Genomic DNA, 21,782 nt, shown 5'->3' on the forward strand with positions numbered 1-21,782 from the left:
AAAACTAATATATATTTAAACTTTTTGAAGGGAGTGATGGGATGAAATTATATCGTTTACCTTTGGGTCCTTTACAGACGAATTGTTATATTATTGGCGAAGATGAGTCGCCTAGATGCTGGATATTTGATCCAGGGTCAGAAGGGCCGTATTTAGTGGACTTACTAAAGGAACGAAAGCTTAAGCCAGAAGCTATTTTGCTTACCCATGGTCATGGTGACCATATTGGTGCCGTGCAGGCGTTGGTAGATGAATTTTCCATTCCTGTATATATTCACGAAGGCGATACAGAGTTTTTAACCAATAGTCAGGTTAATTTAAGTGCTGCTATGGGGTTACAAATTACAGTGTCGGCGGATATTCAGTATGTAGTAGATGGTCAAACTCTGGTGTTAGGTGATTTTGAGTTTACCGTACTTCATACGCCAGGTCATACACCGGGCGGTGTTTGTTATTATGGACATGGTCTTGTTATAGCAGGGGACACCTTGTTCCAAGAGTCCGTAGGGCGCACTGATTTTCTTGGCAGTAGCTTTGATGATTTAATCGCAGGGATTCAAGAAAAATTATTCGTATTGCCTAATGAAACTGTAGTATATCCAGGTCATGGACCGGAGACTACGATTGGACATGAGAAGACGTATAATCCGTTTGTTCGTTAGGTGGTGGACAAGATGGTAAAAAAATCAACACAGTATTGGTTACGCACCGTGTTGATTGTGCTTACAATCATATGTTTTTGGCTTATTGTACCTGTGCTGTGGCCGCTCATCGTGTCCTGTATTTTTACACTTATTTTATTACCCATAGTTAATAAAATTCAGGATTATGCAAGAAAGAGATTGGGCTGGACTTGGTTTCCACGATTTATGGCCATTATTCCGGCCTTTCTCTTGGTTATTTTAATTATGGCAATTTTAATAAAATTTATTGTATTGCCATTTATGACAGAATTTACTCGTTTACTCAACAATATTCCAAACTTAATGGCCCAATTAAATGAATTGTGGCAGGCTGTAGCTACAACCTCCTATGTGAAGTTACCACCACAAGTTGATGCAGTGGTGACAAATACATTAAATCGCATTAGTAGTTATGGTGTGGAACTAGCGCAACGCGGTATATTTGCTATATTTACATTGGCTACTACCATGTTAGAATTCTTACTCGTTCCTATTATGACCTTTTATCTCTTAAAAGATGGACGGCGCTTAAAAGAAGCTTGTTTGAATCTCTTTGCACCGCCTTACAATCGGTATTTAACTGATGTGGTAAACCAAATTCACCGCACTATGGGCGGGTATTTGCGAGGTCTATTAGTATTAGCTACTAATATGTTCTGCATTACTTTAATTATGGCCTATGTGTATGAACTGCCTTATCCCTTGGTATTAGCGTTGTTGGCTGGTATGGCGGAGTGGATTCCTATTATTGGTCCTATTATGGCGGCAGTGCCTGCCATTGTGTTGGCCTTTATAATGAGTCCAGGCTTAGCCTTACAGGTAGCTATTACATATTTTGTTTTACAAGTAATTGATGGGCAAATTATTATGCCTAAGATCATGGGCCATGTTATTAAGCTTCACCCTTTGGTCGTATTAATGGCTATTTTCATAGGGGGCTATTTCTTTGGTATTATTGGCATGATGACAGCAGTACCAGTGACGGCGATGTTGCAAATTGTGTTAAATAAATTATGGTATTATAATTCGTATTATTCTAAAAAGGAAGTGTAATCATGAACACCACATTAGAGAAATTAAAAGAACGTATTAAGGATAAAAAATACAAATTAACAACTCAGCGTCAAACAATCTTGCAAGCTTTCATTGATGCGGAAGAAAAACATCTCTGTGCAGAAGATGTGTATGTATTAGTAAAAAAAGTAGCACCTGATATTGGTTTAGCCACAATTTATCGTACATTGGATTTATTTACAGAACTTGATTTATTAAAACGCCTTGACTTTGGTGATGGCCGTAATCGCTATGAATTAAATGATGAGGAATTTGCTCATTTCCATCATCATTTAATCTGTGTTAAATGCGGCTGTGTAAAAGAATTTGAAGATGATATGCTTGAAACTTTAGAGTCTATTATTGCTAAAAAACTTAATTTTAAAACCATTGATCATCAATTAAAAGTATATGGTTATTGTGGTGACTGCCAAGAAAAAATGAAAGAAGAGGAAGCGGCTAAGGGTGAGTAATCGTCATACGTATTCCTATGAGGGGCCGCTTCCATTAGGGAGTGTGGTGGCTCATCATTGTGGTGCCGCTGGTCTTGTAACGGCAAAGGACGCTCATTGGCAACTCGTGGGGCGTGAGATACACAAAAGTGCTTATATTGAAGGACTTGCCCATGAGAGCCTAGGGCATGAAGGACTTGCCCGTGAAAATCTAGGACATGAAGGGCTAGAGAATGAAGCGCTAGGTCATGAGGGTTTAGGGCAATATATACTGGAAGTATATGAGGTGCAAAATGAGGAGTCTATTTCAAAAGAGCGCCTTTTACGAGCTACCATTAGGGGAGAAATAAGTTCTAGCGGGCGTACGCACATGGGCGGCCAATTACTTCGCCTATTGCGCACCGCACAGGGACTAGCGCCTGTAGGCGAATGGGGCACCATGGTAGGTGTTCGGCCAACCAAACTTTTTCATAAGCTGTGGGATCAGGCAGTACAAGACGAGCGGAGCTCAGTATTACCAATACGAGCGGCGAGCTTAGCGCCTATGGAGGAAGCTCAGCGTGCAGGTCAGCAGAATTTTTCAGAAGCGCATGCTGTGATGACAGATCTCGCGCAAAAGGCCAGTGAGGCGCTGCGTGAACTGCATGAGGTGAGCGAGTCAAAATTGAGTTTACTCCGTCAAATTGGTACCCTACAGCGTCCTTATGTTGAGCCCAAGGAACATATGAAATCACATATCAGCGTGTATGCAGGCATTCCTTTCTGTCAAACTCGTTGTACCTATTGCTCATTCCCTTATGGATTGATACAGGATTATGAGCGCATACCAGAGTTTGTGCGTGCCTTTCGGGCTGATGCGGTGCATTTAGAGCATATAGTGAAGCGATTTAATCTCACTGTTGATAGTTTATACATGGGCGGTGGGACCCCAACTAGCTTAGATGATGAGGATTTTGCACATGTACTAGCAGCGCTACAGCCTTTACATCAAGAACATCGTGAATTTACAGTAGAAGCAGGTCGTCCAGATTCTGTGACAAAATCCAAGCTGGATACCATGAAGCGCTGTGGCGTAACACGCATTAGTATTAATCCGCAAAGCATGCAAGATTCAGTCTTAAAAGCCATCGCTAGGGGACATACAGCTGCGGATATTAGGCAGTTATATAAAGTGGTTAAACAATCTACGGATTTTATTGTGAATATGGATTTTATAGCGGGCTTACCACATCAAACCCTAGCATATATGGAAGAAAATTTAGATTATGTTTGTCAGGCAAGGCCTGAAAATGTTACAATTCATACATTGGCCCTTAAACGAGGGAGCCCTTTATATGAGGGGCATGGTTTAGAAGCTATGCCAGAAGAGGCGGTTGTTAAAGAGATGGTTAATTTAAGTCGTGCCCGTTTAGAAGCGGCCGGCTATGTGCCATATTATGTTTATCGCCAACAATATATGCGTGGTCAGTTGGAGAATATTGGCTATACTTTGCCCGGTTATGAATGTGAGTACAATATTCGCATTATGGAGGAGCGGCAAAGTATTCTATCCATTGGACCTGGTAGTTCATCGAAATGGATTAGCGGTACTGATTATCGCCAAAAGAAGCAGCACGTACCGAAGGACGTGTCCGTATATATTGATACATTACATACATTATTACAAAAGCGTGAAACGCTGAGCAATACACATTGGGAGGGATAATTATGGCTATTCAAAAGCCACGGGGCACGCAGGATTTTTTACCAGCGGTCATTGGTAATTGGCGCTATATAGAAGCAGCCATTCGCAAGTTGTGTGCCGCTTATGGATTTGAAGAAATTCGAACCCCGATTTTTGAAGATACAGGTTTGTTTTTGCGCGGTATTGGTGAAACTACCGATGTAGTGCAAAAGGAAATGTATTCATTCCCTACAGGGGATAAAAAAGAACAGACCTATACGTTGCGTCCAGAAAATACAGCCTCAGCTGTGCGGGCCTATTTAGAGAATAAAGTATATGGTCAAGAAAGTTTAACTAAGTGGTTTTACATGGGGCCTATGTTCCGTCATGATAAGCCACAGGCTGGGCGCTATCGTCAATTTCATCAATTTGGGGTGGAAGTGTTAGGCACACAAGCACCAAGTGCTGATGCAGATGTTATTTTAATGGCCCTCCAATTATTTAGTGATTTAGGTCTTAAGGACTTGAGTGTACAGGTAAATTCCGTAGGCTGTCCAAATTGTCGTCCCGCTTATCGCGATAAATTGATTGCTTTCTTTGAACCAAAGAAAGATGAGCTTTGTGAAGATTGTCAAAGCCGTTTATACAAGAATCCAATGCGTATTTTAGACTGCAAAGAAGAGTCTTGTAAGGCCTTGAGTGTAGGGGCTCCAGAAATTCATGAAAATCTTTGTGAAGAATGTGCTACTCACTTTGAACAAGTAAAGACATTGTTGACTGCGGCAGATGTTAATTACACTGTAAATCCTCGCCTAGTGCGTGGCCTTGATTATTATACAAAAACAGCCTTTGAAGTGCAGTATGCACCATTAGGCTCTCAAAGTGCCATTGCAGGGGGCGGTCGCTATGATGGTTTAGTGGAAGAATTAGATGGTCCACATACTCCAGCAGTAGGCTTTGCCATGGGGATTGAACGGGTTTTGTTGGCTTTAGAAAAACAAGGTTTATTGCCTGAACCGGAAGTAGAACCTTCTGTATTTGTAGTAGCCTTAGGTGAGGCCGCACAATTGGAAGGATTTAAAATAGTGCATGCTCTTCGTCATGATTATATTAAGGCGTCCATGGTAGGCGAAAATAAAAGTATGAAGAGTCAACTAAAACATGCTAACAAAACTCATGCAAAATATGTTATTATATTGGGTGATGATGAATTAGCTCGTGGTGAAGCAATACTTCGCTATATGGAAACGAGTGAACAAGAAACAGTGCCATTAGCGGAAGTGAAAGCACGTATAACCTCATTAGTGAAAGGATGACAATAATGGAAACAATGCAAGGATTGCACCGTACGCATGGCTGCGGTACTATCAGCGAAGAATTAATCGGTAAGGAGGTTGTTCTTTGCGGTTGGGTAGAGCGCCGTCGTGACCATGGTGGCTTAATCTTTATTGATTTACGAGATCGTTCTGGCGTAGTTCAAATCGTAGCATCTCCAGATCATAATTTAGAATCATTCCACAAAGCAGAAGCTGTGCGCAATGAATTCGTACTTTGTGTACGTGGTAAAATTACTGAACGCGATGCGGAAGCGGTAAATCCTAATTTAGCAACAGGTCGCTTTGAAATGTATTGCGAAGAACTTCGTGTATTAAATAAATCCAAAACACCTCCATTCTACATTCAAGATAATATTGATGTAGATGAAAATATTCGTTTAAAATATCGCTATTTGGACCTTCGCCGTCCAGAAATGCAACGCAATTTGATTCTTCGTCACCGTGTGACTAAGGCTATGCGTGATTTCTTAGACAATCATGATTTCCTTGAAATTGAAACACCTATGCTTACTAAGAGCACACCAGAAGGGGCTCGTGACTATTTAGTTCCATCTCGTGTAAACCCTGGTAGCTTCTATGCATTGCCACAATCCCCACAGATTTTTAAACAAATCTTGATGGTAGCTGGCTATGAAAAATATTTCCAAATCGTACGTTGCTTCCGCGATGAAGACCTTCGTGCCGATCGTCAGCCAGAATTCACTCAGCTGGACTTGGAAATGAGCTTCATCGACCAAGAAGACATTTTAAAACTCTTGGAAGGGTTGGTACAGCATATTTTCAAAACGACTATGGATGTAGATATTCCAGTACCAATGCCTCGTATTACTTGGGACGAAGCCATGGAAAAATATGGCTCTGATAAACCAGACCTTCGTTTTGGCATGGAATTCACTGATGTAACTGATCTTGTTCGTACTACTGAGTTTAAAGTATTCCGCTCTGTTATCGACAATGGCGGCGTTGTAAAAGGGATTGTAGTACCTGGTGATGCGGGCATTCCTCGCCGTGAGCTCGATGATCTTGTAACATATGTAAACCAATACGGTGCTAAAGGTCTTGCTTGGGCTTGCTTCAATGAAGATGGGACAATTAAATCCCAGATTATGAAGTTCTTAGGTGAAGACACTATTCGTGCGATTGGTGAAAAAATGGCTGCTAAGCCTGGTGATTTAGTTCTTATGATTGCTGATAAACCAGCGGTTGTAGCAAAAGCTCTTGGTGAACTTCGCCTTGAAATGGGCCGTCGTATGAATTTAATTGACCAAGATAAATTAGCCTTCACTTGGGTAACTGATTTCCCAATGTTTGAATATAGCGAAGAAGAAAAACGCTATGTGGCGATGCATCACCCATTCACTTCACCTCGTGCTGAAGATATTGATAAATTGGCTACTGACCCAGGTTCCGTTAAAGCCATCGCTTATGATATGGTTCTTAATGGTGTTGAAATTGGTGGCGGTAGTATCCGTATTTACCAATCTGATGTACAGGAAAAAGTGTTCAATGCTATTGGCTTAAGTGAAGAAGAAAGCCGTAGCAAATTCGGCTTCATGCTTGATGCATTCCAATTCGGGGCACCTCCACATGGGGGCTGTGCATTCGGTCTTGATCGCTTAGTTATGCTCATGGCTAAACGTCAATCCATTCGTGATGTAATTGCATTCCCTAAAACTCAAAGTGCAGCTGACCTTATGAGTCAGGCACCATCTGAAGTAGCACCAAAACAATTGCGTGAGCTTCATATTAAAACAAGCACAGAAAAAGAAAAATTAGTTTAATCTACAGATTATTTACAAGGATTAAACCAATACAGCTATACCTTAATGAGGTATAGCTGTATTTTATTCATGTGCTATAAAATTTATGCCTGTCAAGAGGGTAGTTTATGATAAATGTGTATTAGTAATACCTCTTGAGGACTTGAAATAAACGACTGAGTTTGCTAATATAATATTAAAGATTACCCCTGCTGTGTGCGTGTGGTATCGGAGTTTTGAGCCAACACTATTACATAGGGAGCTTGGACTCTCATAGTGGCGCTACGCCTGAAGAAGGACAGTAATATTATGAGGAGAGCACCCACCTGCTCATGCAGGATCAAAACACGGTACATATACGGCATGGTGGGGATCTTAATAAGCCGCCTTAGGGCGGTTTATTTTTTTTTCTCATAAATGCACGTATGTCCGTAGAAAAAGTAAGCGCCCCTTGAGGTAAGCATAAACTTTTAGGTGGATGGGATTAGGGACGCAAAGTTTTGTGGCACTATAAGAAGGGGGGCTAATTCCTCTTTGGAGGAGTATGAAATTCTGTCTTAGTGTTGCCTATTAAAGACCTATAAATAGGGTCTTAGGGAATTAGGGATACACTGTGTAGTGTTGCAGAATAAAGACCTGCAAGGTCTAGAAGATTATGATATTCTATGAGATAATATAAACAACTCTAGTAAAAGGTAAATGAGGTGGTCCTATGGAGAGTCTTTTTGATGCAGTAGAAAAGAAAAGTTTTGAGCCCTTAGCTGTGCGTATGCGTCCTACATCGTTAGATGATTTTTTTGGACAGGAAAAGGCAGTTGGCAAAGGGACTTTTTTACGTGCTATGATTGAACAAGACACGATTCCTTCATTACTTTTTTATGGCCCTTCAGGAACAGGTAAAACGACTTTGGCGGGCATTATTGCAAAGTTAACACATAGTCATTTTGTAGTGCTCAATGCTACTAATGCAGGCATTGGAGAGCTGCGGACTATAATTGATACGGCGCGCAAGACGATTCGCAATTTGCAGCAGCGAACAATTTTGTTCCTCGATGAAATTCATCGTTTTAATAAGAGCCAACAAGATGTTTTACTACCTTGTGTAGAGGATGGTACTATAATCCTCATTGGTGCGACTACAGAAAATCCATTTTTTGAGGTTAATCGGCCCTTATTGTCGCGCCTTCGTTTAATCACCTTAGAAAGCCTTACTCCTAAGGCTATTGAGAAGGTCTTGGAGCGAGCCTTACGGGATGAGGAGAAGGGCTTAGGTAAGAAAAGGGTACAAGCCTCTATGGAAGTACTCCACGAAGTGGGAATTTTTGTTAATGGCGATGCACGCATTGCCCTCAATATTTTAGAACAAGCCGTTGCTATGGTACCTGAAGGGGGCGAGTTGACCTTGCCTGTATTGGAACGTGTAGTGGGACGGCGTATTTATAGTTATGATAAAAAGGGCGATAATCATTATGACACGATTTCGGCCTTTATTAAAAGTATGCGTGGATCAGATCCCGATGCGGTGGTATATTATTTAGCTCGCATGATTGAAGCAGGTGAAGATCCTAACTTTATTGCTCGGCGTATTGTTATCTGTGCGGCGGAAGATGTGGGGCTTGCGGACCCTAATGCACTAGTAGTGGCGAATGCAGCAGCTCAAGCGGCCCATTTAGTGGGTTTTCCAGAGGCGCGTATTATTTTATCAGAAGCGGCCCTTTATGTGGCATTAGCACCAAAGAGTAATAGTGCGTATGTAGCCATTGATGCAGCTCTTCAGGATGTACGGCATGCAGAGCAGGGCGCTGTACCACCACATTTAAGGGATACCCATTATAGTGGTGCTAGTCAATTAGGGCATGGTATGACCTATAAATATGCTCATGATTATCCTAAGGGCTATGTGAAACAACAATACTTACCCACCGCTTTGATGGGGCGGACTTATTATGAAGGCGTAGGACGAGGCCGAGAGAAGGATATGTTAGCCAATTTTAAAGAACGTACCGGTGTTGATAAAGTTAAGCGGTAAGTATTTTCCTTCACTTTATGGTATAATAAAATGCTAAGGAATTTTTAAAAATGTAAGTGTTTACTATGAATAAAAGTTTGACCACTTCTTACAGAAGAGGGCATTACTTTTATATTTTTGTTATCTTGTATTGAGTGAATAGATAGAGGTGTTAGGTTAATATTATGGCGCAGCAAAAGGATTCGACTGGGGCTAAGCCTAAGAAAAGGCAAACAACAAGCCGAAAACGAACAACTACGGCAACTAAGCAAGTAGCAACGTCTCCTAAGAGCACCAAAATTCGCAAGGAAGTACGTGGCTTATTCATTATGCTTATAGCCTTAGTAGGGCTCATAGGCATATTTGGATTATCATCAGGCACATTTATTGATATTTTATCTGGATTCTTTATTTATGGATTTGGGCTTGGTGGCATCATACCTTGTTTATATGTGGGCTATGTGGGATGGCGTATATTATATGCAGACGATGGATTCCGTGTGACAAGACGGGGGCTGTTATTAACAGTATTTTTCCTGTTCTTAATTACATTGATTACATTAATTCGTGTGCCCGATGGTCATGAATTAGAAACGACTCGACTTGCCAGTGAAGGCGGGGTAGTTGGGGGCCTGTTGGGCTCTTTATTGCGAAACTTACTTGGTGAAATTGGCGCTTTAGTGGTTGATATTGTGATTTTATTAGGTCTTGGCTTATTGATTACACAACTGTCCTTGCGCACTGGTTTACAACGAACAAAGGCGAAAGCCGAAGAGGGCCTTGTAGTAGCTAGAGCGGCTACGGAAGAGGCGGTGCAAACTGTAAGAGAACGCTATGAAGACTGGAAAGAAGAGCAAGTGGAACGCCGTCGTGTATATGACCAGGAAAAAGATATGAGTTATACACGTCGGACCGTTAGCGATGAGTCTGAAGCAGTAGAAGAAGCTAAAGTGGCAGCATCAAGTGAAGGGACAATTGAAGCAAAAGCAGAAGTCCCTAATTCATCTCATGAAGTATCTCCTGAAGTGCATTCCGTGGGTACCGGCCTTGTGGCAGGTTCGTCTATGGCTGTAGCTAATGCTCATGAATCGCAGGCGGCAATGGAAGAACCATCTATGTCTGTGATTGATACGCAGGAGCCACATCCGGCTGTAAACGGCCAAATGGATGCTGAAGGAGCAGCGGTTGATGCATCGACTGTATTAAGTGATGGTAATTCTTGGCGCACTATGACAGAGAATAGTACATTTGATGATAGTGCACTTCATGTAGCTGGCGATGCAAATTATCATGGAGCGAGTGCTACAGCTTATGAAGCGGATGCTACCGTTTCTGTTTCAGATGATATAGGGCTTGGGAGCGAGGCTGTACGAGCACCAGAAACAATGGCTGCACCAGCCTTTTTAGAACCTCATATGGCAGAGTCTATGCGTCATAATGATACAGCGTCAATGGGGGATGCTACATTTGCTGAGGATGACCAGGCTTTAGAAAAGGCCGCGCAAGTACCATCCTTAGAGGATACAGAAAAGGATCGAGCCGCTGTGGCTGTTAATTTAAGTGGCGATGTACCGGCTCCCGTTGTTACTATTCCATATCATTATCCGCCACTTACCATGTTGGCTAAAGGGACTGTGAGTACCGTATTGCCTGAAGAAATTCAGCAAAATATTGTAAAACTAGAGCAAGTATTAAAAGATTTTAAAGTAGATGCTCGTGTAATTAATGCTACGCAAGGGCCAACTGTAACACGGTATGAGTTAGAGCCTGCAGCGGGTATTAAGGTAAGCAAAATCGTGGGCTTAAAAGATGAAATTACCTTAGGCTTAGCAGCCTCTCACAGTATTCGTATTGAAGCCCCTATTCCAGGTAAATCAGCGGTGGGGATTGAAATACCAAATAAACAAACGTCAGCAGTATATTTGCGTGATGTGCTTGAAAGTAATGATTTCCAACAGGCTAAGGGCGGTATACCAGTAGGTCTTGGTAAGGATATTGCGGGTAAACCCGTTATTACTGATTTGTCTAAAATGCCTCACTTACTTGTAGCGGGGGCCACTGGTTCTGGTAAATCTGTGTGCGTAAATACTCTAATTTCTAGTATTTTATTTAGCCGCAAACCAACGGAAGTAAAATTAATTTTAGTGGACCCTAAAATGGTAGAATTATCTATGTATAATGGTATTCCACATTTAATGGCGCCAGTGGTTACAGATATGAAAAAAGCGGCCAATGTGCTTCGTTGGTTAGTGCGTGAAATGGACGCTCGTTATAAAATCCTTGATGCGGCGCGGCAACGAAAAATTACTGGCTATAATGCAGCGCATCCAGATACAGCCTTGCCATATATTGTAGCTATTATTGATGAAATGGCAGATTTAATGATGCAGGAGCCAGAAGTAGAGGAACAGATTAGCCGTCTTGCAGCTAAAGCCAGAGCGGCAGGGATTCATTTAGTATTGGCAACGCAACGACCATCGGTAGATGTTATTACTGGTGTTATTAAGAGTAATGTGCCGAGCCGTATTTCTTTTGCCGTAGCTAGTGCCGTTGACTCTCGAACAATTTTAGATGCAGGGGGAGCAGAAAACTTAGTTGGTAAAGGTGATATGCTATTTAGCCCTATTGGTGCTAATAAGCCAACTCGTATTCAAGGGGCTTTTATTTCTGATGAAGAAGTAGAAAACCTCGTTGAATTTGTAAAAAAACAAGGACAACCAAGCTATGATGAACGTGTTATAGCGGCTAGTTCAGAGGAAAATAATGAAGACCAAAGTTTAGGCTCTTCAGAAGAATATGATGAATTATTACCTCGTGCTATCGATTTAGTATTTGAACACAAACAGGCCTCTGCCTCTTATATTCAGCGTCGTTTACGCGTTGGATTCTCTAGAGGGGCGCGCCTAATCGACACGATGGAAGATATGAAAATTGTAGGGCCATCCAATTCAAGTAAATCTCGTGAGATTTTAATGACTCGCGAAGAAGTGCATGAAAAATATGGCATGTAAGTAAGAAGGAGGAAACCCATTGGCAACGATTGGGGAAGAATTAAAGCGAGAGCGCAATCGGCGGGGCTTGACTATTAAGGATGTGGAACGGGTGTTGCATATTCGAGCAGCCTATTTAGAAGCCTTAGAAGAAGATAATTACAAAATAATTCCTGGCGATGTGTATGTGAAGGGCTTTATTGGTAATTATGCAGACTTTCTAGGTCTGGAGCGCCATCGTTTTATTGATCGTTATAAGAGCATTATTGGCGAGCCTTTGGGCGTACCGCTTCGCAAGCTTAAACCACGTCGCGTGCCAGCTCATGAAGAAGTAGAGCGTCAGGTTGAGGTGGTGCCACCTAGGGCTAAGCGATTAAGTTATACTTCGCGGCAACAAAGGCGCAAAAAGACATTAGCTCAAGAACGTTTTGCTGTGTCTGTAATCTTAATTTGTGTTCTCATATTTTTGATTTGGTTATTCTTTATGTAGGACTGTAGAAAGGACTAAGTAGTGGATACAAATCGTTATTTAATTACTACGCGTGAGGAAATGGATGCTAAGGGCTGGGCTGAGCTAGATTTTGTGCTCATCACTGGCGATGCCTATGTAGACCATCCTTCTTTTGCAGGCAGTGTTATTGGCCGTCTATTAGAGGCTCATGGCTACCGTGTAGGCCTTATTGCCCAGCCTGATTGGAATGATGTGGAGGCGTTTAAAATCCTAGGAAAGCCTCGCTTAGCATCTCTCGTAACGGCGGGTAATTTAGATTCTATGTTGAATAAATTTACGGCGGCTAAAAAATTCCGTCATACGGATGGCTATTCGCCAGGTGGTGAAAGCGGCCATCGACCTGACCGAGCCACCTTGGTATATGCGAATCGCATGAGAGAAGCCTTTCGCGATGTACCTGTCATTATTGGTGGTATTGAAGCTAGTTTACGTCGCTTTGCCCATTATGATTACTGGTCAGACTCCGTGCGGCGTTCCATTTTACAAGATAGCAAAGCCGAGGTCTTAATTTATGGCATGGGGGAAAAACAAATTTTAGAATTAGCTGAGGCATTGGATAAAGGGCAATTTGAACGACAATTACCTCATATAAAAGGGATTTGCTACATGAGCAAGACCTTGCCAGAAGGCCCTTTGGTAGAATGCCCGTCCTTTGAAGCGGTTAAAGCGAGTAAAAAGGAATTTGCTGAAGCCTTTCGCTTACAATACTATGAACAAGATCCCTATATTGGGAAAACCCTAGTGCAGGCTCATGGAGATCGCTATGTGGTGCAGAATAGTCCAGCATTGCCTTTAAGCCAAGGGGAAATGGATGAAGTGTATAATTTGCCTTTTACTCGCCATTGGCATCCGCGCTATGATGAGGCAGGTGGCGTGCCAGCTTTGAGTGAAGTGCAATTTAGTTTAGTTAGTCACCGAGGTTGTTTTGGTTCTTGCTCATTTTGCGCTATTACGAGCCATCAAGGGCGAATTATTCAAAATCGTAGTGAAGAGTCCTTGGTGGAAGAGGCAAAGCGCATGATTGCCATGCCAGATTTTAAAGGCTATATTCATGATGTAGGGGGGCCAACAGCGAACTTTAGACATTTAGCTTGTGCAAAACAAGCTAAATTCGGCGCTTGTCCTGGTAAAAATTGTGCAGCCCCAGTACCTTGTGAAAACTTAGATACAAGTCATGATGAATATTTAGCTTTATTAAGAAAATTACGCAAACTCAAAGGGATAAAGAAAGTATTTGTTCGCTCTGGTTTGCGTTATGATTATGTATTAGAAGATAATAATCGTCAATTTGTAAAAGAACTTTGTGAACATCATGTGAGTGGACAGCTCAAAGTGGCACCAGAACATGTGTCAAAAAATGTAACTGACATCATGGGGAAGGCCGGCAAAGACGTGTTCTTAACTTTTAAAGATTGGTTTGATGCAGCGAATCGCCAATTAGGTAAGAAGCAGTACTTAGTTCCGTATTTCATGAGCTCACATCCTGGTTGCACCTTAGACGCTGCCATTGAATTAGCTGAGTTCTTGCGCGATCAAGGGATGAATCCTGAGCAAGTACAAGATTTTATTCCTACACCAGGTAGTTTATCTACGGCCATGTATTATACGGAAATGAATCCTTTAACAGGTGAGTCTATTTATGTACCTAAAAAGGCCCATGAAAAAGCGATGCAGCGCGCTCTTATGCAATATAAGCGACCTGAAAATTACAAATTAGTGTATGAAGCATTAACATTAGCAGGACGGCGTGATTTGATAGGATTTGGACCACAGTGTTTAATTCCGCCAAGACCCATTAAGAGTCGTCAAAAGGGCGCTGAAGGCGGTGGCTCAAGATATAGCGCTAAAGGCAGTGCGTCGAGTTATAAGAATAGAGCTAAAGACAGAAGCTCAATCTCTAGTCATAGCGCCAAAGGCAGGGATGCTAAAGGCGCATACTCTAAAGGCGAATCGCAAAGTAAAGGGCGCTCTAGCAAGGGCGGGGCAAAGCCGTATGGACATGGCAAAATTAGTATAAATAAAGGCGTAAAAGGACGTAAATCTCCTAGATAATTATATTTCTCTTGTGTCATAATGGAGGCGGGCAATAGTATGAAACGATTTTGGCCTATTGCACTATTAATAGTATTTGTCATGGCAGTTTTTACTGCGGGCACCTACTTCGAAAAGAATATGCAAAAAGCGCGGACAGCAACTCCCATAAAAGGGGAGCTTACCATTTATTCTGACTTGCCAACCAATGTAACAACTTTATTGGCACACCAATATGAAATGCTATATCATGTGCGCCTTAATTTTCAGCCGCTCACTGAGGAGCAAATGGCTATGCGTATGACCTTGCCACTAGCTGATCAAAAGGGCGATTTAGTGATTACGAGCCGTGATAATTTAGAAATTGGTGTGAAATATAATCAGTTAAAACCGGTGTTAACTGAAGGTGTGGATGAAATATCAGATCGCTTTAAAAATCCCGATGCCCTTTGGGTGGGCATTTGGTATGACCCTGTGATTTTTGCCCAAAGCGAAACGTTTTATGAACACACAGGGCGCTATGTAACAGCTTGGCAATCCCTTATATTGCCAGGCGAGTGGAATGTGGTCATGACCGATTTTGTAGCGTCTCGCAGTGCGGCCAATATTTTATATAGCTTTGTAGAGCGCGATGGTGAAGAGCTGGGCTTGGCTTATTTTGTGGAGCTTAAACCGCATGTGACACAGTATGCTAAATTCTTATCTACGCCGGTGCGTCTCGCGTCGCTAGGAGAAGCTGACTTAGGGATTGGCAATTATTCTGATGGGAAACAATATGCTATGCACAAGTATCCTGTGAAAATAATTTTTCCCGTAGATGGCACACCGTATTATTTGACAGGTGTGGGTATGCTTAAGAGCGTAAGCAATGAAGAAGAAGCCATGCGCGCTGTGAAATGGTTGTTGTCAAAACAAGCCGCTCAAGTGTTGACGGATAGTAGTTTTTATTATGTATATACAAATCCAGAAATTCCGAATCCCGTGGACTCCATCGGACGAGAATTAGTTCTATTTGATAGCCAAGGTGGCTATACTGAAGAAGGTAAGAAAATATTATTAAATAAGTGGATTAGTCAAGTGCGTTTTAGAAAGGGTTAATAATGAGTAAAAAATTAGGCTATATCAGTTTGGGCTGTGCAAAGAATTTAGTAGACACAGAAGTTATGCTAGGTGCTTTGAAAGCTAATGATTATGAAATTACTGATACGTTAGACGAAGCCGAAATAATTATAGTAAATACTTGTACATTTATTGAAAAAGCTAAGGCTGAATCGGTAAATACAATTTTGGAAATGGCTGAATATAAGAAGTTTGGTGCTTGCCGTGGGCTTATTGTGGCTGGTTGTTTGAGCCAACAATACCAAGAAGAATTATTCAAGGAAATTCCTGAAATTGATGCGCTAATTGGGACTGGCTCATGGAATCGGATTATGGAAGCTATTGAAGCTATAAATGAAGGCCATCGCGCTTGCATTATGGACTCTATTACGAATATTTACAATGAGCGCATGCCACGCATGCAAACAACACCAACCTATAGTGCCTATGTAAAGATTGCTGAAGGTTGTGACAATGGTTGTACTTTCTGTATTATTCCGAAGGTGCGTGGCGCCTATCGAAGCCGCACTATTGAATCCATTGTGGAAGAAGTAGAACGCTTAGCTAGCATGGGCGTAAAAGAAATCAATTTAATTGCCCAAGATACTACAAGCTATGGTTCTGATTTAAATAATGGCAAACCTATGTTAGTGGACTTATTAAAAGCATTAGTTAAAGTGGAAGGCATTCAATGGTATCGCTTGTTATACCTATATCCTAAGTATTTTACAGATGACTTGCTTGATTTTATTGTACAAGAGCCAAAGATTTGTAAATATATAGACTTACCATTACAGCATATTAATGATGATATTTTACGCCGCATGAACCGAAAGGATCGAAAGGCTGATATTGTGTCGCTTCTTAAAAAAGTGCGTAATAAAGCGAAGCATGTAACCTTACGTACATCCATTATTGTAGGTTTCCCAGGGGAAACAGATGAACAATTTGAAGAACTCTGTGAGTTTGTAAAAGATGTACGATTTGATAATATGGGTGTATTTACGTACTCTCAGGAAGAGGGCACACCAGCAGGTGCTATGGTGGACCAGATTCCTGAAGACGTTAAGGAAGAGCGTTATCATACATTGATGGCCATTCAAGCAGCCATTTCAGAAGAAAATAATCGCGATTTAGAAGGCACCCATCAAGAGGCGATTGTAGAAGAAATTGATGAAACCGAAAATGGCCAATTATTGGCTAAGGGACGTCTGTCTACACAGGCTCCTGATGTAGATGGCAATATGTATATTGAAGACTGCCAGGGCCTTTCTGTAGGAGATATTGTGCCAGTTAAAGTAGTACAGGGCTTCTCCTATGATGTGGTAGTGGAAGTGGACGCATAGCTATAGGAGAGTAGATGTGGAGGTCCAACTATAGGGGCGTAGACATCTACCTATAAGGCAATTGAAATCATAGGATGCATAGTCAACCGATGAAGGCCTAAACAGGGCTGTTCAAAGAATGGAGAAATGAGGCGAACGATTCATGATAGTTGAACTTATTTCCACTGGTTCAGAATTATTGCTTGGCGATACGGTGAATACCAATGTTAGTTGGTTAGCCAAAGAATTGAATATACTAGGATATACGGTGGCCTTTCAAACGACCGTAGGTGATAATCCGGAGCGCATGGCTGAAGCCTTTGAGATTAGCGCTAAGCGTGCTGATATAGTTATTTGCACAGGAGGCTTAGGCCCTACTGATGGGGATATTACTCGCAATGTATTAGCCAAGGCTCTAGGACGTTCTTTGGAGCTTAATAGTGACGCAGAAGCGATGGTAACACATTATTTTACAAGTCACAATCGAACAATGCCTGAGAAGAGTCGCCGTGAAATGTTCCTTCCGGCAGGCAGTAAAGCCTTAGCTAATAGTAAGGGCATTGCTCCAGGGGTTATGACTGAAGGCGCCGGTACGGTATATTTTTTATTGCCAGGTCCACCAGCGGAAATGAAAGCTGTTTTTTCTGAATCAGTAGTCCCTATCTTACACCAATGTTTTGGATCTCAAGGCGTTGTTTTATCACATCGCTACGGTATATATGATATGCGTGAATTAGAGTTAGAAGCAGCCTTGGAGGATTTATTTAAATCCCAGTCTAATCCAACTATCGCTAGTCTTATAAAGAATGGCTATATTGAATTGCGCTTAACCGCTAAAGGCAAGACTAAAGAGGACGCCACAGCTTTGTTGGCCCCTTGGGATGCGATTGTGCAGGCCCGACTGGGCACTCATGTGGGGCGTAATTTAGACACATCTGTTTTAGAATTGGTGGCCCAATCTTTAGTAGCACAGCAGGCTACGGTAAGTACGGCCGAATCCTGTACTGGCGGCTTAGTGGGGAAATACCTAACAGAGCTGCCTGGCAGTAGTGCCTATATGCGGGGCGGTGTTATTTCCTATGATAATGAAATCAAGCATCAGGTTTTAGGTGTACAGGCCGAAGACTTAGCTACCTATGGTGCTGTTAGCGAAACGGTGGCGCAGCAGATGGCAGAAGGTACGCGTCGCCTTATGGCGACTACCTATGGCATATCCACCACGGGAATCGCGGGCCCTGGTGGCGCTACGCCTACTAAGCCAGTTGGTTTAGTCTACATCGGTGTAGCCGGGCCAAAGGGCACTAAGGTGTATAAAAATATATTCCTTGGGGACCGTCAGAGCATTCGTGAAAGCACTGTAGAAAAAGCTTTATTTTATTTGTACACATATATGAATGATATGGATGAACAAAAGGTTTAATTTTATATTAGAAAGGACTATACCATGGAAGGTAGAGAACAGGCACTGGATAGTGCATTAAAAAAGATTGAGAAAGATTATGGTAAAGGTGCCATTATGCGCTTAGGCGACATTGGGGACCGCATGAATATTGATGTGATCTCCACTGGTTGTTTGGCTATTGACTTAGCTGTGGGCGTAGGTGGATTTCCTCGAGGCCGTGTGATTGAAATTTATGGTCCAGAGTCTTCTGGTAAAACAACAGTAGCCCTTCATGCCATTGCAGAAGCGCAAAAGGGTGGCGGCATTGCGGCATTTATTGACGCGGAACATGCGCTCGATCCTGTATATGCACGTCGTTTAGGTGTTGATATTAATAATTTATTAGTATCGCAGCCAGATTGCGGTGAACAGGCGTTAGAAATTACGGAATCTTTAGTTCGCAGTGGTGCTGTAGATATTATTGTTGTTGACTCCGTAGCAGCACTTGTACCTAAGGCTGAAATTGAAGGTGAAATGGGCGATGCTCATGTAGGCTTACAAGCGCGCCTTATGAGTAAGGCCTTGCGTAAATTAACGGGGATTATTAGTAAATCTCGTACAGTTGTTATTTTTATTAATCAACTTCGTGAAAAAGTTGGTGTTATGTTTGGTAATCCAGAAACAACTACTGGTGGTCGTGCTCTTAAATTCTACTCTACCATTCGCCTCGATGTGCGCAAAGGTGAAGTTATTAAGCAAAACAATGAAAATGTAGGGAGCCGCACAAAGGTTAAGGTTGTTAAGAATAAGGTGGCGCCACCATTTAAAACCGCTGAGTTTGATTTAATGTATGGTACTGGCGTATCCTATGAAGGCACTTTGATTGATATTGGGACCAATATGGAAATCATTAAGAAGTCTGGTGCTTGGTATTCTTATAATGATGATCGCATGGGCCAAGGTAAGGAAGCAGCCAAAGAATATTTGCGCAATAATCCATCAGTGGCCAATGAAATTGACAAAATTATACGCGATACATTAATGGCAGAACCTGAAACATTTGATGTAGTAGGGGAAGACGCAGAGACTACTGAAGAATAAGAAGGGAGCGTTTCATGAAAAGTCGTTCACCTGTAGAATATACGATGACCACTGCCATGGACCAAGCGCTACGTTTCTTAGCTCCACGATTTTTAAGTCGCTTAGAGCTCACACAAAAGTTAAAGCGAAAACAGGTGCCATTGCCTCTTATAGAGGCTGTATTGGCACGACTAGAAGAACTAGACTATATTGACGATGAACGCCTCTCTCGGGAGGCGTTACGCCTTTATATGGAGGCTGAAAAATATAGTGAGACATTTATTCGGCAAAAAATGTACCAACGTGGTTTATCTGTAGGCAGCAGCCTTCATTCCTATGATGAGTATTCAGTAGCTTATAAATTATGTGCACGCCATTTTTTACCTTTAGGTGAAGCGTCTAATTATGAAATGGGTGAAGAATGGGGAGCCGATGATAAAATTCCACAAAAGAAAGTGTTCAATTACTTAAAAAATCGTGGCTTTAAAATAGGCACAATTCAAGAGATTGCCCGTCAAATCTCGCGATTTGACGAATTTTAATGACTTTTAGGCCTGTCTATTTGGCCCTAGAACGCTTGACATGTGATGGTTCACCGTCTACAATTATAGTAGTCTCACAGTAGTGGGCAAAATGTGAATATTGGATGAATTAGACGGCAACTTTAGGAGAAGCCCTAGGCTTCTTACTTTTTTCATACAGGAGGTGAAACTTATTTTAGAGTATAGTATTATAGCCGTTGTAATGGTTCTCATCGGTCTTGGTGTGGGCTATTTAATGCGTAAGAATATTGCTGAAGGGAAGCTCAATCGAGCTGAAACAGAGGCGGCTCGCATTATTGCTGATGGCGAACGAGTAGCAGAAGCCAAGAAAAAAGAAGCATTGGTAGAAGCTAAAGAAGAAATCCATCAGATGCGCACTGAAGTAGAGAAAGAAAACAGAGATCGTAGATCTGAATTACAACGCTTAGAAAGACGCATTCTTCAAAAGGAAGAACATCTTGATAATAAATTAGAAACATTAGAAAAGAAGGAAGACAGTTTACATCGTAAAGAACAAGAAGTGACTACGATTCGTGAACGTGTTGAAGAACTTTATAAGAAAGAAATGGCTGAATTAGAACGCATCTCGGGCATGACTTTTGATGAAGCAAAAAATATTTTGCTATCTAATGTGGAACGAGATATTCGCCATGAAACTGCTATTTTAGTAAAAGATTTAGAGCAACAAGCTAAAGACGAAGCTGAGAAAAATGCTCGTGAAATTATTGCTGCTGCCATTCAACGTTGTGCAGCTGACCATGTAGCCGAATCTACAGTATCTGTAGTGGCTCTTCCTAATGATGAAATGAAAGGGCGTATTATTGGTCGTGAAGGCCGTAATATTCGTGCTCTCGAAACCTTAACAGGTATAGATCTTATTATTGATGACACACCAGAAGCCGTTATTCTTTCTGGCTTTGACCCAATTCGCCGTGAAGTAGCGCGAATTGCACTGGAAAAATTAATTGTAGATGGCCGTATCCATCCAGCTCGCATTGAAGAGATGGTGGCTAAAGCTCGTAAAGAAGTGGACAATACAATTAAAGAAGCTGGTGAACAGGCTACCTTTGAAGCCGATGTTCATGGCTTACACCCTGAAATTGTTAGAATTTTAGGTCGCTTGAAATATCGTACAAGTTATGGTCAAAATGTACTTAAACATTCTGTTGAAGTATCTCATTTAGCTGGCATTATGGCCGCTGAATTGGGCTGTGATGTAACACTGGCTAAACGCGGCGGTTTACTTCATGACTTAGGTAAAGCCCTTGACCATGAAATTGAAGGTTCTCATGTTCAAATTGGTATTGATGTAGCTAAGAAATATCATGAAAGTGTATTGGTTCAAAATTGTATCGGTGCACATCATGGTGATGAAGAGTTTAAATCTGTTGAAGCTGTTCTTGTGGCAGCTGCGGATGCTATTTCTGCTGCCCGTCCAGGAGCACGCCGTGAAACTTTGGAAAACTATTTAAAACGATTAACTAAATTAGAGGAAATTGCCGAGTCCTTTGATGGCGTTGAAAAATGTTTTGCTATTCAGGCTGGTCGCGAAATTCGTGTTATGGTTAAACCTGACAAGATTGACGAAGCAGAAGCAACTTTATTAGTTCGTGAAATGGTAAAACGAATTGAATCTGAATTGGAATATCCAGGTCAGATTAAGGTCGTTATTATTCGCGAAACTCGTGTTGTAGATTACGCTAAATAATAGTAGCTAAAATTTAACAAGATGAATATATAGACTACAGCCCTTACTTAGGTAAGCGGTTGTAGTCTTTTATTATGGCATAAAAAAGACTTGATTTTTTATAATAAAAAGAAGTAAAATATATATTTGTCTGAAAAAATAATCTAAAACTATCTAATAA

16 protein-coding genes and 1 other RNA gene are annotated in these 21,782 nt (G+C 41.6%); all 17 read left to right on the plus strand.

The annotated features are described in order from the left end of the window. Window positions 1-41: 41 nt before the first annotated feature. Window positions 42-662, plus strand: a complete 621-nt coding sequence (locus Q0376_RS03495) for an MBL fold metallo-hydrolase (protein ID WP_298704143.1) — start codon at window positions 42-44, stop codon at window positions 660-662. A 12-nt stretch (window positions 663-674) separates the two neighbouring features. Next, a complete protein-coding gene (locus Q0376_RS03500; protein ID WP_298704146.1) occupies window positions 675-1,736 on the plus strand; it encodes an AI-2E family transporter in 1,062 nt (353 codons plus the stop codon). A 2-nt stretch (window positions 1,737-1,738) separates the two neighbouring features. Then, complete coding sequence (locus Q0376_RS03505) at window positions 1,739-2,209, plus strand: Fur family transcriptional regulator (protein WP_298704148.1); 471 nt, start codon at window positions 1,739-1,741, stop codon at window positions 2,207-2,209. Further along, window positions 2,202-3,893 (plus strand): coproporphyrinogen dehydrogenase HemZ, encoded by a 1,692-nt coding sequence (hemZ, locus tag Q0376_RS03510; RefSeq protein WP_298704150.1) that lies wholly within the window; start codon window positions 2,202-2,204, stop codon window positions 3,891-3,893. The genes Q0376_RS03505 and hemZ overlap by 8 nt, the downstream gene beginning before the upstream one ends. 2 nt (window positions 3,894-3,895) lie before the next feature. Then, window positions 3,896-5,167 carry a histidine--tRNA ligase gene (hisS, locus tag Q0376_RS03515; RefSeq protein ID WP_298704152.1) on the plus strand — a complete coding sequence of 424 codons (1,272 nt, stop codon included), beginning with the start codon at window positions 3,896-3,898 and terminating at the stop codon, window positions 5,165-5,167. 5 nt (window positions 5,168-5,172) lie between these two features. Beyond that, window positions 5,173-6,969, plus strand: coding sequence for an aspartate--tRNA ligase (gene aspS, locus Q0376_RS03520; protein WP_298704154.1), 1,797 nt, complete (start codon window positions 5,173-5,175; stop codon window positions 6,967-6,969). Window positions 6,970-7,151: 182 nt separating this feature from the next. After that, window positions 7,152-7,325: non-coding RNA, 6S RNA (ssrS, locus tag Q0376_RS03525), on the plus strand. Between the two features lie 335 nt (window positions 7,326-7,660). Then, window positions 7,661-8,977 (plus strand): replication-associated recombination protein A, encoded by a 1,317-nt coding sequence (locus tag Q0376_RS03530; RefSeq protein ID WP_298704155.1) that lies wholly within the window; start codon window positions 7,661-7,663, stop codon window positions 8,975-8,977. Window positions 8,978-9,141: 164 nt separating this feature from the next. After that, window positions 9,142-11,967, plus strand: coding sequence for a DNA translocase FtsK (locus tag Q0376_RS03535; protein WP_298704157.1), 2,826 nt, complete (start codon window positions 9,142-9,144; stop codon window positions 11,965-11,967). A gap of 19 nt (window positions 11,968-11,986) precedes the next feature. Then, on the plus strand, window positions 11,987-12,436 hold the full coding sequence (locus Q0376_RS03540) for a RodZ family helix-turn-helix domain-containing protein (protein WP_298704159.1): 450 nt from the start codon (window positions 11,987-11,989) through the stop codon (window positions 12,434-12,436). A gap of 21 nt (window positions 12,437-12,457) precedes the next feature. After that, window positions 12,458-14,509, plus strand: a complete 2,052-nt coding sequence (locus tag Q0376_RS03545) for a YgiQ family radical SAM protein (protein WP_298704161.1) — start codon at window positions 12,458-12,460, stop codon at window positions 14,507-14,509. Between the two features lie 39 nt (window positions 14,510-14,548). Further along, window positions 14,549-15,586, plus strand: coding sequence for an ABC transporter substrate-binding protein (locus tag Q0376_RS03550; RefSeq protein ID WP_298704163.1), 1,038 nt, complete (start codon window positions 14,549-14,551; stop codon window positions 15,584-15,586). A gap of 2 nt (window positions 15,587-15,588) precedes the next feature. Next, window positions 15,589-16,932: a 30S ribosomal protein S12 methylthiotransferase RimO gene (gene rimO / locus Q0376_RS03555; protein ID WP_298704165.1), complete on the plus strand. Its 1,344-nt coding sequence runs from the start codon at window positions 15,589-15,591 to the stop codon at window positions 16,930-16,932. A gap of 142 nt (window positions 16,933-17,074) precedes the next feature. After that, complete coding sequence (locus Q0376_RS03560; protein WP_298704167.1) at window positions 17,075-18,331, plus strand: competence/damage-inducible protein A; 1,257 nt, start codon at window positions 17,075-17,077, stop codon at window positions 18,329-18,331. 24 nt (window positions 18,332-18,355) lie between these two features. Then, window positions 18,356-19,393: a recombinase RecA gene (gene recA, locus Q0376_RS03565; protein WP_298704168.1), complete on the plus strand. Its 1,038-nt coding sequence runs from the start codon at window positions 18,356-18,358 to the stop codon at window positions 19,391-19,393. Between the two features lie 14 nt (window positions 19,394-19,407). Beyond that, on the plus strand, window positions 19,408-19,914 hold the full coding sequence (locus Q0376_RS03570) for a regulatory protein RecX (RefSeq protein WP_298704170.1): 507 nt from the start codon (window positions 19,408-19,410) through the stop codon (window positions 19,912-19,914). 163 nt (window positions 19,915-20,077) lie between these two features. After that, window positions 20,078-21,622 carry a ribonuclease Y gene (rny, locus tag Q0376_RS03575; protein ID WP_298704172.1) on the plus strand — a complete coding sequence of 515 codons (1,545 nt, stop codon included), beginning with the start codon at window positions 20,078-20,080 and terminating at the stop codon, window positions 21,620-21,622. Window positions 21,623-21,782 lie beyond the last annotated feature (160 nt).

The organism is uncultured Veillonella sp. (assembly GCF_937981445.1).
GTDB lineage: Bacteria > Bacillota > Negativicutes > Veillonellales > Veillonellaceae > Veillonella_A.